This is a genomic window from Streptomyces violaceusniger Tu 4113 (assembly GCF_000147815.2).
Classification (GTDB): Bacteria; Actinomycetota; Actinomycetes; order Streptomycetales; family Streptomycetaceae; genus Streptomyces; species Streptomyces violaceusniger_A.
The window spans coordinates 8444304-8457153 of record NC_015957.1 but is presented as its reverse complement, the minus strand read 5'-3'; the positions used below and the strand labels follow the sequence as shown (position 1 = coordinate 8457153).

General features: G+C 73.6%; 12 protein-coding genes. 3 read left to right on the top strand and 9 right to left on the bottom strand.

Annotation, left to right across the window (positions count from 1 at the left end; translation table 11 throughout):
• Positions 1-227: 227 nt before the first annotated feature.
• From STRVI_RS34630 to STRVI_RS34600, 7 genes are all read right to left on the bottom strand, one after another.
• A complete protein-coding gene (locus STRVI_RS34630; RefSeq protein WP_043237004.1) occupies positions 228-521 on the bottom strand; it encodes a hypothetical protein in 294 nt (97 codons plus the stop codon).
• A 65-nt stretch (positions 522-586) separates the two neighbouring features.
• Complete coding sequence (locus tag STRVI_RS34625) at positions 587-1597, bottom strand: LLM class F420-dependent oxidoreductase (protein ID WP_014060224.1); 1011 nt, start codon at positions 1595-1597, stop codon at positions 587-589.
• A gap of 208 nt (positions 1598-1805) precedes the next feature.
• On the bottom strand, positions 1806-2645 hold the full coding sequence (locus tag STRVI_RS34620) for a DUF5336 domain-containing protein (protein ID WP_050993821.1): 840 nt from the start codon (positions 2643-2645) through the stop codon (positions 1806-1808).
• Between the two features lie 162 nt (positions 2646-2807).
• Positions 2808-3752 carry an N-acetylmuramoyl-L-alanine amidase gene (locus tag STRVI_RS34615; protein WP_014060222.1) on the bottom strand — a complete coding sequence of 315 codons (945 nt, stop codon included), beginning with the start codon at positions 3750-3752 and terminating at the stop codon, positions 2808-2810.
• 347 nt (positions 3753-4099) lie between these two features.
• A complete protein-coding gene (locus tag STRVI_RS34610; RefSeq protein WP_014060221.1) occupies positions 4100-4777 on the bottom strand; it encodes a class I SAM-dependent methyltransferase in 678 nt (225 codons plus the stop codon).
• A 58-nt stretch (positions 4778-4835) separates the two neighbouring features.
• A complete protein-coding gene (locus STRVI_RS34605; protein ID WP_043240772.1) occupies positions 4836-5441 on the bottom strand; it encodes a response regulator transcription factor in 606 nt (201 codons plus the stop codon).
• Between the two features lie 77 nt (positions 5442-5518).
• On the bottom strand, positions 5519-6757 hold the full coding sequence (locus STRVI_RS34600; protein ID WP_014060219.1) for a sensor histidine kinase: 1239 nt from the start codon (positions 6755-6757) through the stop codon (positions 5519-5521).
• 339 nt (positions 6758-7096) lie between these two features.
• On the opposite strand from STRVI_RS34600, the gene STRVI_RS34595 reads away from it, so the two are divergent.
• The 3 genes from STRVI_RS34595 (at position 7097) to STRVI_RS34585 (ending at position 10194) form a co-directional block, all read left to right on the top strand.
• A complete protein-coding gene (locus tag STRVI_RS34595; protein ID WP_014060218.1) occupies positions 7097-7951 on the top strand; it encodes a MaoC/PaaZ C-terminal domain-containing protein in 855 nt (284 codons plus the stop codon).
• A gap of 144 nt (positions 7952-8095) precedes the next feature.
• A complete protein-coding gene (locus STRVI_RS34590; protein ID WP_014060217.1) occupies positions 8096-9181 on the top strand; it encodes a Zn-dependent alcohol dehydrogenase in 1086 nt (361 codons plus the stop codon).
• Positions 9166-10194: a 3-oxoacyl-ACP reductase gene (locus STRVI_RS34585; protein ID WP_014060216.1), complete on the top strand. Its 1029-nt coding sequence runs from the start codon at positions 9166-9168 to the stop codon at positions 10192-10194. The genes STRVI_RS34590 and STRVI_RS34585 overlap by 16 nt, the downstream gene beginning before the upstream one ends.
• A gap of 229 nt (positions 10195-10423) precedes the next feature.
• Here STRVI_RS34585 and STRVI_RS53085 read toward each other — a convergent pair whose 3' ends face one another.
• A complete protein-coding gene (locus STRVI_RS53085; RefSeq protein WP_014060215.1) occupies positions 10424-10582 on the bottom strand; it encodes a hypothetical protein in 159 nt (52 codons plus the stop codon).
• Between the two features lie 137 nt (positions 10583-10719).
• Positions 10720-12837, bottom strand: a complete 2118-nt coding sequence (locus STRVI_RS56535) for a hypothetical protein (protein WP_014060214.1) — start codon at positions 12835-12837, stop codon at positions 10720-10722.
• Positions 12838-12850 lie beyond the last annotated feature (13 nt).

Below are 12850 nucleotides of genomic sequence, written 5' to 3'. Positions count from 1 at the left end.
ACACTCTGAGCGGCCTCGTCCCAGGCCAGCGATATCCGTTGTTTTCGCGGCCGTTATTACGGCGATCCCCAGACGGTTGACGGCGGTTCAGGGCACCCTCCAGCGGAGCGCTTACGGGGTGTCCGGCGGGTTGCTCCCCTCCCCGCCCCTTCCCGCATATCGGTGCTGTGGGAAGGGGCGAGGAGGGGAACAGCCCCGCCGGACAGCGCGCCCCGCCGGACCAGTGCCTAGCCCCGCCGGAGCCGCCCGGCGATGGCATGGCCGATGAAGAGGTACACCACGGCCGGCAGGCCGTAGTTGAGGACGGTCCGGAGCCAGTCCGTGTCCATGGTGAACAGGTCATGGGACCAGCTCGCGAGCCAGCTCGCCGCGTCATGGACCACCGTGACGAGGTCGTTGGCGCGGTTGGCGTCGAGAAGGGCGAACAGAATCCAGAGGCCGAGGATGACGGCCATGACGTCCGCGACGACCGCCACGACGGTCGCCGCCTGGTTGCTTCCGTGGCGATAACTTCGTGACATGCCTCACGTGTTGCCCGACTCCGCAGAGCCAAACTACGGCGTGGCCGCACACCCGTACGACGCGCTCAGCCCGCCAGCTCCGCCAGCACCCGCAGCGTCTGCGGATCCGGCGCCAGCGCCAGCAGATCCGTGATCGGGCCCTTGCGCCACAACTCCAGCCGCTCCGCGATCCGTTCACGCGGCCCGACCAGCGAGATCTCGTCGGCGAAGGCGTCCGGCACCGCGTCGATCGCCTCCGCGCGCCGGCCCGCCAGGAACAGCTCCTGCACGCGGCGCGCCTCGGCCTCGTAGCCGAAGCGGGCCATCAGATCGGCGTGGAAATTGCGGGCCGCGTGGCCCATACCGCCGATGTAGAAGCCGAGCATCGCCTTCACCGGCTTCAGCCCCTCTGCCACATCGGTGCACACCCGCACCTGTGTCATCGGCGCCACCATGAAGCCGTCCCGGGCGTCGGCCAGCGTCTCCTGATAGAGCTCCGTCCGCGACGGCGACCAGTACAGCGGCAGCCAGCCGTCCGCGATGCGCACGGTCTGCGCGATGTTCTTCGGCCCCTCCGCCCCGAGCAGCACCGGCAGATCGGCGCGGAGCGGATGGACGATGGGCTTCAGCGGTTTGCCGAGACCGGTGGCGTCCGGACCGGCGTACGGATGCGGGTGGTAGCGCCCGTCGAGCCGCACCGGCGCCGCACGGCCCAGCACCTGCCGGATGACCTCGACATACTCACGGGTCGCCGTCAGCGGGCTCTTGGGGAACGGGCGTCCGTACCAGCCCTCGACCACCTGCGGTCCGGACAGCCCCAGGCCCAGCATCATCCGGCCGCCGGAGAGATGGTCCAGGGTGAGCGCCTGCATCGCGGTGGCGGTGGGCGTGCGGGCGGCCATCTGCGCGACCGCCGTGCCCAGCGCGATCCGGGTGGTGTGCGCGGCGAGCCAGGTGAGCGGGGTGAAGGCGTCCGAGCCCCAGGACTCGGCGGTCCACACCGAGTGGTAGCCCAGCCGCTCCGCCTCCTGGGCGAGTTCCAGATGGCGGGGGTCGGGGCCACGGCCCCAGTAGCCGAGCGCCAGACCGAGCCGCATGGAGGCCCCCTCGTTCCGCCGGACAGGGTGGAGCGGCGACTGACGGCAGGTCAGCCGCACCGGCCGGACTGTACGGGCCGGGGGCGCACATGGCAACGGCCCCTCGCCCGAGCGTTACGGGCGAGGGGCCGATGGCCGCGTAGGCGACGCGCGCGGGCGCGTCTACGGAACGCGTGCGGGCGCGTCTACGGAACGCGCGCGGCGGGTGTCAGCCGCGCTGGATCCCCGTGGTGTCCTGCAGCACACCGCGACGGCCGTCCTGCGTCTGGGCGACCAGCGCCTGACCGCGCTGCTCCACCGCGAGGTACCAGGTGCCGGGGGCCAGTTCGGCGATGGTGCTCGACGAACCGTCCTCCGCGTACAGCGGGCGGGCCACCGGCACCGCGAACCAGAACGGGGCGAAGTCCCCGCCGCCCGAGGGCGCCGGAGCCGGGCCCGGCTGGCCGCCGAAGGACTGGCCGGGCTGCGGCTGCCCCGGCTGCCCCGGCTGCGGCTGACCGGGCTGGGCGCCGTACGGCGCGGGCGCGCCGGGCTGGGCACCGCCCGGGTAGCCGTACCCCGGCTGCGGGCCCTGGGCACCGTACGGGGCCGGGGCCGGGCCGGAGGCGTTCACCAGCGGGGCCTTCAGGGCCGGGATGCGCTGGGTGAGCAGCGCGACCGCCGCCATCGCCAGCGTGCCGATCAGGCCGAGGATCTGTCCGACGCCCTTGTCGACCCCCTCCGGGCCACCGATGATCGTCCACAGCGAGCTCCAGGCCGCGAAGACCGCGAGCGCCGTGCCCCACTGGTCGAGCGAGAGCCCGAAGAGGTTGCGGCCCGCGGGCTGGAAACGAGCGGAGACGATGAGCACCGCGGCGATCACACCGGCAAGGAAGATCGACGGCAGTACGGGGAAGAAGTCGGACTTCCATCCGTTCTCACCGGCGTCCTTGCAGAAGCTGCTGCTGCCGCAGTCGATGGTGTAGAAGTCGAGGAAGGAGGCGATGAACAGCAGCACCGCTGCTCCGATCACCACGCCGTCGCCTCGAGTGAGCGAGCGGATGTTCAACGTGAGGTCCTTTGTCGGGTTCGTCTTAACGTAGCGCTGCCGCCAGGCGCGTGGCGCGAAGGCGTCGGGGGTGGGCCCCATCGTACGGGTGAATCGCCCTGCGGAGACCGGGGGTGTCCCATCGGTATCCCGCTCGTGACCTCCCGTTCGGTTGTGGGAGCGCTACTCGTTCAAGAAGTCCGTAATGCCCTGTGCGACACCGTCCGCCGCCCGCTCGCGCCAGGCCGCGTCGGTCAGTTCGGCGGTGTCCCGGGAGTCGCGCATATTGCCGCACTCGATGAACACCTTGGGGACGGTGGAGAGGTTGAGCCCGCCCAGATCGCCCCGTACGTTCAGCCCGCTGCCGTCGCCGATGTACTGCGCGGGCTCGCTGCCGGTGGCCTTCGCGAACCGGCTGCGCAGTCGCTCGCCGAGCCGGCGGGAGGGGGCGGTGATGGCGGAGGTGTCCGCGCCCCCGCCCCGTACGGACTTGGGCAGGATCACATGGAAACCGCGCTCCCCGGCGGCCGCGCCGTCCGCGTGCACGGAGACCACGGCGTCGGCGTGGGCCTTGTTCCCGATCTCCGCGCGCTCGTCCACACACGGCCCGTACGGCCGGTCGCCGTCCTGGGTGAACCGCACCGTGGCGCCGCGCGCTTCGAGCAGGGTGCGGGCCCGGCGCGCCACATCGAGGGTGAAGGACGCCTCGGCGTAGCCGGAGTTGGTGGCCGTGCCCGTGGTGTCGCACTCCTTCTCGTCGGTGCCGATGTCCACGAGCCGGGCTATCTGCGAGGGGTGGTCGCGGTTGTGCGGATTGTGGCCGGGGTCGATGACCACGACCTTGCCCTCGAGGGGCTTTCCGGACGGCCCCCCGGACCGCTTTCCGGACGCGTTTCCGGACGGGGTCGGCGGTGAGGGCACGGCGGGCACGCCGGACGACGGGGGCGACGGAGAGGACGTCGAGGAGGTCGTGGGCGCGCCCACCCCGTCCGCGCCGTCGTCCTTCGCATCTCCCAGCGAACTCCACAGCAGCCAGCCGGCGAAGCAGGCGGGTATCAGCGCCGCCAGAACGATGGCGAGGGTGCCGCCGCGGCGACCGGGCTCAGGAGGAAAGCTGCCGTTGGACACGCGGGCGATGGTAGTCGTGCCGCCGCCGTACCTCAGGCGCGGGACGACGACGGCCGCGCCTTCCGGTTCTCCCCGGGGCGTGGGGCGGGTTCGCCACGGATGCCCTCCGGCGCGAGGACGGGGAGGCCGGGCCGCCCCGTCCGGGGTGCCGTCGCGCGCCACCCCGGGGCGCGGCGGCTGCCGGGCCTTCCAGCAGGGCCCGGGGGCGGCGGCGCGGCGAGCTGCGGCGTACGAAGCGGACGCCCTCAGGCGCGAGGGCGGAGAGGCGTCGTCCGCCAACTGCCGCCGGGCCGGGCACCCCGGTCGCGCGCTCGGGCGGGGTATACGACGAGGCGGGCGCAGAAAGCCTAGGCAGGCGGGGCGGTCGCGGTGCGGCGCAGTACGCGCAGCGAGCGGGTCGCGGAGACCTCGGCGAACGCGCCGGAGGCGAGCGCGCGACGGTAGATCCGGTATGGCGCCTGGCCACCATCGGCCGGGTCCGGGAAGACGTCGTGGATCACCAGCAGCCCACCCGCCGCGACATGCGGCGCCCAGCCCTCGTAGTCGGCGCTCGCGTGCTCGTCGGTGTGCCCGCCGTCGATGAACACCAGCCCGACCGGCCGCCCCCACACCGCCGCTACCCGCGGCGACCGCCCGACCACCGCGATGACATGGTCCTCCAGGCCCGCCTGGTGGAGGGTGCGCCGGAAGACGGGCAGCGTGTCCATCCGCCCCACCTCGGGGTCGACCACCTCCGGGTCGTGGTACTCCCACCCCGGCTGCTGCTCCTCGGAGCCCCGGTGGTGGTCCACGGTCACGACGACCGTCCCCGCCGCGCGGGCGGCGTCGGCCAGCAGAATGGTGGAGCGCCCGCAGTACGTGCCGACTTCGAGCAGCGGCAGCCCCGGCGCCGCAACCTCAGCGGCCGCGGCATACAGCGCCAGCCCCTCGTCCAGCGGCATGAACCCCTTCGCCCCCTCGAAGGCGTCGAGCACGGTGCGATCGGGAACCGCGGACGCGGCGGCGGCGGCAGCAGACTGAGTCACCGGCCCATCCTCCCGCACCCCCTCCCCAGCAGGGCGGGGAGGGGTCGGTGTGCGGCGCTCACAGCCAGCCGTTCTGGCGGGCGGCGCGGACGGCTTCCATGCGGTTGCGGGTCTGGGTCTTGCCGATGGCCGAGGAGAGGTAGTTGCGCACGGTGGCGGGGGACAGGTGGACCTTGGCCGCGATGTCCGCGACCGTCGCCCCGTCCACCGCCGCCGAGAGCACATCGCGCTCGCGCTGGGTCAGCGGGTTGGGGCCCGCGCTGAGGGCGGCGGCGGCCAGGCCCGGGTCGATGACGCGTTCACCGGCCAGGACCCGGCGGATCGCCACGGCCAGCTCCTCGACCGGGCCGTCCTTGACCAGGAACCCGGCCGCGCCCGCCTCCATCGCGCGGCGCAGATAGCCGGGGCGGCCGAAGGTGGTGAGGATCAGCACCTGGCACTCCGGCAGCGCCTCGCGCAGCGCGGCGGCGGCGTCCAGACCGCTGCGGCCGGGGAGTTCGATGTCCAGCAGCGCCACATCGGGCCGGGTCTCCAGGGCCCGGGGCACGATCTCGTCGCCGTTCCCGAGCTGCGCGACGATCTCGAAGTCCTCCTCCAGCCCGAGCAGCAGGGCGAGCGCGCCCCGCATCATCCCCTGGTCCTCGGCCAGCAGGAGCTTGATCAGGCCCTTCGCGCCCTTCGCGTCGTTCACGCCCTGTGCACCCTGCGCGCCCTGCGGGTCGCTCACACCGTCCGCGTCGTTCACGCCGTCCGGGCCTCCTTGACCTCGGGCTCCATCGGATCCTCCATGTCCACCGGCAGTTCGGCGACGAGCCGGAAGCCACGGCGCCCGCCGGGGCCGGACTCCAGCGAGCCGCCCGCCGCGGACAGGCGCTCGGCCAGGCCCTTGAGCCCCGTACCGCCGATCGCGCCGTCTGCCGCTCCGCCGTCTGCCGCTCCACCGCCCGCCGCTCCGCCGCCCGCCGTGCTCGTCGCGCTCGTACCGGTGGCAGGGGAGCCTACGCCGCCCCCGTCGTCCGTGATCTCCAGCCGTACCCGGTCCATGCCGCCGCGGACCTCGATCTCGCACCGGGCCGCCCCGCTGTGCCGCACCACATTGGTGACGCCCTCGCGGACCACCCACCCCAGCAGCGCCTCGGTCTGCGGGGCCAGTGGCGGCCCGGAGCGGCGGACGGCGGCCTCGATACCGGCGGCGTCCAGCGCCGAGTGGGCCCGGTCCAGCTCGGTGGCCAGGCTGCCCTCGCGATAGCCGCTGACGGCCTCGCGGATCTCGGTGAGCGCCTGCCGTCCGACCGCCTCGATGTCCGCGGCCTGCCCCAGCGCGGCCTCCAGGTCCTTCGGGGCGAGCCGGCGCACCGCCTCCGCCTTGACCACGACGACCGACATGGTGTGGCCCAGCAGATCGTGCAGATCGCGGGAGAACCGCAGCCGCTCCTTCTCCACCGCCGTACGGGCCAGCTCCTGGCGGGTGGCGCGGAGCTGGGCGACGGTCTCGAAGAGCGACAGGATGGCCGCCGTCACCAGGCCGGACAGGATCGTCCCGTACGAGACGGTGAGCGAGTCCGAGGCGCCGCCGCGGATCCCGGCGATGATCCCGGCGGAGCCGGACAGGACGAGGATGACCGGTCCCAGCAGCCGCCTCCCCCCGCGCAGCACGATCCCGGAGGCCAGTGACAGCAGCGGGAAGCACAGCAGCCAGTCCCCGGCGTAGCCGACACCCAGCGCGTAGGTGACCACCGCCAGCCCGGCGAGCGCCAGAATCGGGGTCCGGGTGTGGCGGCGGCGCTCGTCCAGGCTGGTGTAGACAGCGGTCACGTAGAGCGCGACGAAGGCCGCCGCCCCGGCGCCGCCGAGCCAGGGCAGGGGGGTCTTCCCCTTGAAGAGCGCCTGCACATCCCCCGAGAGCATGAAGAGCCACGGCAGGAAGGCGCGGCGGCCCGGCGGCTTGAGGCGCTCGATATGCGCGGCGGTGGCAAACATGCGTCTGACCTTACGGAAGCCCCTATGAGCTGGGCAGATGCGGATGTCGGGGGATGGCCGTGACATTTGTCCCGGGGCCTTCGTCACCCCGGACAGCGGTCATCCGAAGGTCATGCGACGGCGGTCCGAATGTCTGTCTGATGGGCCGTCAGCACTCTTCCCCCTTCGGAGCGATTGGGCTATACAGGGTGCCATCGGCTAGAACGCGTTCTACATATCCATGCGAGCGACGCGACCCGGCCGACCAGCGACGACCCCGGCACGGCCGACGGTGCGGACGGGCGGGCCGGGGTCTTCGGACCGTGGCCGAGCGAGCGGACCAAGGAGTGCTGTCGCCCTATGCCCATCGATGCCGCCAAGGCCATCTCGGCCGAACCCCGCAGCACCGCTCTCACCTGGGGGCACAAGGACATCCAGCTCTACCACCTGGGCATCGGCGCAGGTATCCCCGCCACCGACCCCGAAGAGCTCCGCTACACCCTGGAGAGCAGGCTCCACGTGCTCCCCAGCTTCGCGACCGTCGCGGGCGGCGGTATGGCGGTCGCCGGGGGCATGAGCGCACCCGGGATCGACGTCGACCTCGCCGCCGTGCTGCACGGCGGCCAGACCGTCCAACTCCACCGGCCGATCCCGGTCAGCGGGGACGCCACCCAGACCTCGCAGGTCGCCGCGGTATACGACAAGGGCAAGGCAGCCGTCATCGTGCTGCGCTCCGACGTCGCCGACGCGGACGGCCCGCTGTGGACCTGCGACACCCGGATCTTCGCCCGGGGGGAGGGCGGCTTCGGCGGCGAGCGCGGCCCCTCCGACCGCGTGGAGCCGCCCGCCCGGGAGCCGGACCACACCGTGGAGCGGGCCATCCGCGAGGACCAGGCGCTGCTCTACCGGCTCTCCGGGGACTGGAACCCGCTTCACGCCGATCCCGCGTTCGCCGAGGTCGCGGGGTTCGACAGGCCCATCCTGCACGGGCTGTGCTCGTACGGAATGGTGCTCAAGGCGGTCGTGGACACGGCGCTGGACGGGGACGTCGCCCGGGTGCGCTCGTACACCACCCGCTTCGCCGGGGTGGTCTACCCGGGCGAGACCTTGCGCGTGCGGATGTGGCGGGACGAGGGGCGCGTCCAGGTGACGGCGACCGCCGTCGAGCGGGACGACGCGCCGGTTCTCACCGACACCGTCGTCGACCACGTTTGATCCGGCTCGAGCGGGCCCGATCCGGCGTGCGCAGCGTTCCGGCTCGAGCGGGCTCGATCCAGCGTGAACGGGCTCGATCCGGCGTGAACAGGCTCGATCCGGCTTGAGCCAGCGTGATCCCAGTGTGATCCCCAAGGAGGCGTCGTGCGCGCGGCCGTACTGCATGAGACGGGACAGGACAAGCTCGAAGTCCTCGACGACATCGAGGCGGTGGGCTTCGGCCCCGGGAAGGTCCGGCTGCGGCTGAGGGCCACCGGGCTGTGCCACTCCGACCTCTCCGCGATGGCCGGGGTGCTGCCGCAGCCCGCGCCGTTCATCCCCGGCCACGAGGGCGCGGGCGAGGTCCTCGACGTGGGCGACGGGGTGACCGGGCTGAGCGCCGGGGACCGGGTGCTGGTGTGCTGGCTGCCCGCGTGCGGCGACTGTCCGGCCTGCCGACGCGGTCAGACCGAGCTGTGCCTGGCCGGGTTCATGAACGCCGGAACCCCCAACTTCCGCCGCTCCGGCGGCAGTCCGCAGGAGCTCTTCGGCATGTCCGGGACCGGCACCTTCGCCGAGCAGATCGTCCTCCCCGCCGCGTGTGCCGTGCCGATCCCCGACGACGTCCCGTACGACATCGCGGCCCTCATCGGCTGCGGGGTGACCACCGGGCTCGGGGCCGTCTTCAACACCGCCCGGGTGGAGGCCGGTTCGTCGGTCGCGGTCATCGGCTGCGGCGGGGTGGGCATCAGCGTCATCCAGGGGGCCAGGGCGTCGGGCGCCGCGCAGATCGTCGCCGTCGACCCGGTGGAGTCGCGGCGCGAGGCCGCGCTGCGCTTCGGGGCCACCGAGGCGGTGGCGCCGGACGGCCTCGACACCGCCAAGAACAGTGTCACGGCGGGCGAGGGCTTCGACTACGTCTTCGAGGTCGTGGGCCGCTCCGCCACCGCCCGCCGGGCCTACGAGATCACCCGGCGCGGCGGCACGCTGTGCGTGGTCGGGGCCGGGGCGCTCGACGACTTCCTGCAGTTCAACATGTTCGAGCTGTTCTTCGACGAGAAGCGCATCCTGCCCTCGCTCTACGGCGGCGGCGATGTGCTCCGCTCCTACCGGCGCACCATCGACCTGTGGCGGGCGGGCCGGATCGACCTCGAAGGACTGATCACCCACCGGGTGCGGCTCGGCGAGATCAACGACGCGATCGGCCAGATGCGGACCGGGGAGGCACTGCGCACATGCATCGAGATCTGACGGGCCCCCTGGAGGGGAGTCCACCGACCAGCAGTCCACTGACCAGCAGTCCACTGACCGGGAACCCGCCGGCCGGGAGCCCGCTGGCAGGGAAGACCGCGATCGTCACCGGCGCCGGGCGCGGCCTCGGCCGCGCCGAGGCCCTGGAACTGGCCCGGCTGGGCGCGAATGTCGTCGTCAACGACTACGGACAGCGCGGACGCGACGGCTCGGGCGAGGCATCGGCCGGCCCCGCCGAGCAGGTCGCCGAGGAGATCCGCGCGGCCGGCGGCCGGGCCACGGCCCACGCGGGCGATGTGGCCGACTTCGCGCAGGCGGGCGAGCTGGTCCAGCTCGCGATCGACACCTACGGCGCGCTGGACATCCTGGTCAACAACGCGGGCATCCTGCGCGACCGGATGGTCTTCTCGATGAGTGAGAACGAGTGGGACTCGGTGATCCGGGTCCATCTCAAGGGCCACTTCAACACCATCCGCTTCGCCGCCGCGCACTGGCGCGAGCGGTCCAAGGCGGCGGACGGCGGCCCGGTCCACGGCCGGATCATCAACACCTCCTCGGAGGCGTTCCTCGCCGGTTCGCCGGGCCAGCCGAACTACGCGGCGGCGAAGGGCGGCATCGTCGGGCTGACCACCTCCACGGCGGTGGCGCTCGCCAAGTACGGGGTGACGGCCAACGTCATCTGTCCGCGCGCCCGCACCCGGATGACCGAGGACGTCTTCGCGGACTTCGAGGTTCCGGAGGACGGCCGGCTCGACGCCCTCGCCCCCGAACACGCGGCCCCGCTGGTCGGCTATCTCGCCTCACCGGCCGCGGCGAAGGTGAACGGCCAGGTGTTCGTGGTGCACGGCGGCATGGTGGCGATCCTGGAGCGGCCGAAGGTGGCGGCGAAGCTGGACGCCAAGGAGGACGCCTTCGGCTTCGAGGAGCTGGACGCGGTGCTGACGCCGTACTTCGCGGAGCGGGGCGCGGAGAGCTTCGCGGCGGTGGAGGTGCTGGGCCTCAAGCGGGGGTGACGGGGGCCCGAGGTGGGGGCCGGGCCGGGGTCCTGGGGCCTGGAGGCCCAGGCCGGGGGCGTCCCACGATCGCCGGACGGGCTGGACTTCCGCGGGAAATCCAGCCCGTCCCGCGATCGGAAACGCGCCCCGGAGGGCCAGGCCGCCCCGTGCAGGACGATCCTGAGGTGTGTCAGGACGAGCCTGAGGTTCTCACGACGATCCTGAGAAGCTCAGATCCTCAAGAATCTCAGGCGGCGTTCTCATTCGGACGTCGGTGGCGGCCGTTGGCCGGTGCCTGGGACTCCTCGGACGCGGCCTGCCCCCGGTGCTTGCCCTGAGAGCCATCGGCCTGGGCAGCGGCGTCCCGCGGGCGCGCCTGGGTCGTGTCGATGTGGGTTTCGGACATGGTGGGTACGTCACCCCGTCAGATCGCTTTGTACTGTGCGAAGGGGGCCGACCACGATGTCGCACACCCTTCCATGCGCATCGCCCGGGGCGCCCCGCGCGTGACGGTACGCCGGGACGCGCAGCCCCCGGCCGAGTCTAACCACGGCGGTGATCCCGGACCCAGCGGGGTGGCCGGGGCTCCGGGGGCCGGGCGAGCGGGGCCTGCTGCAGCGGTACGGGCCGCAGCGCGGGACCCGTACCGGAGCCGGGATCGGAGTCCGGCTCGGGCCCCATCTCCTGCTCGACCCCGGCCCATGAACCGGTCCCGCCCCACGGCTCGACACCCGATCCGCCCTCGGACTCCGGCATCCGTACCGGCACCGACTCCCGCACCGGCATCGGCGACCGCTCCCGCACCGGAACCGGCACCGGCTCGGGTGCGGGTGTCCGCGACGGTGCCAGTCCGGCCGTTCGCGAGGGTCTCAGCTCAGGCGTCGGTCCGGCCGTTCTCGACGGTCTCAGCTCCGGTGCCGGTCCAGGTGGCCGCAGCGGCGTCAGCCCAGGCGTTCGCGCGGGATCCGAGCCGCCGGGGCCGCCGACCCGGGCCCACGGTGTGATCCGGGTCGCGATCTCGGCCGCGGGGGACGTTGTCCGTGGTGTCTGTACGTCCCGCGCCCCGGCCGGACCCGGACCCGGCCCCGGGTGCTCCTCGGCCACCCGGCCGGAGGGCTCGGACAACACCCGTGTCACCCGCGCGATCCGCCGCGCTCCCGTCGCCTCGTCCGGTCGCCACGACCCCGCCGCGTCGCCCCGTGGCCACGCTCCCGTCGCGCTGTCTGTTCGCCACGACCCCGCCGCGTCGCCCCGTGGCCACGCTCCCGTCGCGCTGTCTGTTCGCCACGACCCCGTCGCCTCGTCCCGTGGCCACGCTCCCGTCGCGCTGTCCGGTGGCCACGTTTCCGTCGCGCTGTCTGTTCGCCATGACCCCGTCGAGTCGTCCGGTCGCCACGGCGACTCCGGCGCCCCGGACGGTTCCGCCGCGCGCGGGGCGCTCAGGGCACCGCCCGAGGTGCCGATCGCGGCACCCGCCGCGCCCACCCCGCCCGAGGCGCCGCCCGAGCCACCGCCCGACGCACCACTCGGCCCACCCGACCCCTCCGGAACCTCCGCCACCCACGCCGCACCCGCTCCGCCCGCCGCCGGTACCCAAGAACCCCCCGACAGCCTCGACGCCGCCGCCCCCGGCACCCCCGACGGCCGCACCCGGGCCACCCCGCAAGGCACTTGCGGGGTCGCGTACGGCAGCCGCAGCTCGCCGTCCCGGGTCCACAGACCCGCGCCCGGAAGCCAGCCCTCCGGTGCGGGGAACTCGCGTAGCCGCCGCTCGGCCGGGCGCCATACGCCCACCCACGGCCGTCCGGCCCCGCCCCGTCCGTCGACGCGGAAGGCCACCGCGCACGCCTCCGGCGTCAGCACCTGCCCCGGCTGCACCGCGAACGGCGTGGCCTCCGACCACCCCGCGGGCCGCAGACAGTCCGGGAACCGCACCGGCCGGGTGCTGCCCAGCACCCCCCACCCCAGCCGCTCCTCCCCGGGCGCGTCGGACCGTACGAGCAGCAGACCGCTGTCGGGGTCGGCGAGCAGCAGCCGGTCGTCGCTGCGCTCGGTGATCTGCAGCAGCGGGCTGGTCTCACCGCCGCGCCGCAGATCGACCACCACGGTCTTCGTCCGGCCGTCGAGTTCGCGGTCGAGCGCCAGCAGCCGGCCCGTACGGTCCAGCCAACTGCCGCCCGTACAGCGGCCGGGCACCTCGGCCAGATGCTGGGGGACGAGGACGCCGCCCCCGGCCACCAGCCAGACGGAGGTGGACCGCGGCCCGCGCCCCAGCGCGAACGCGCACAGGCCGCCGGGTGCGGGCGGCAGCAGCGAGACCTCGGCGCGGTCGATGCCGCCGAGCGAGCGCTCGCCGGTGCCGGGGCCGGCCGGGTAGAGCAGCGAGAAGGCGTGGTGCCCGGCCACCCGGCGGTGGATGAGCACCTGCCCGTCGGCCAGGGGCAGCAGTTCGCAGTCCGGCTCCTCGGGCTGGGCGGCGGGCAGCGGCACGGCGTAGGGCTCCGGGCCGTCCAGCGTCCAGCGCTCGGGGTACCAGCAGCACGCCTCCTCGCTGAGCGCGAGCCGCGCGCCGTACGAGCGGTCCGAGGCGATGGTGAAACCCCCTCGTGGCCGGTCGCCGACGCCCCCGGTGAGGGCGGTGTCGAAGGCACAGGCAGTCATCGGTCAGTCACCT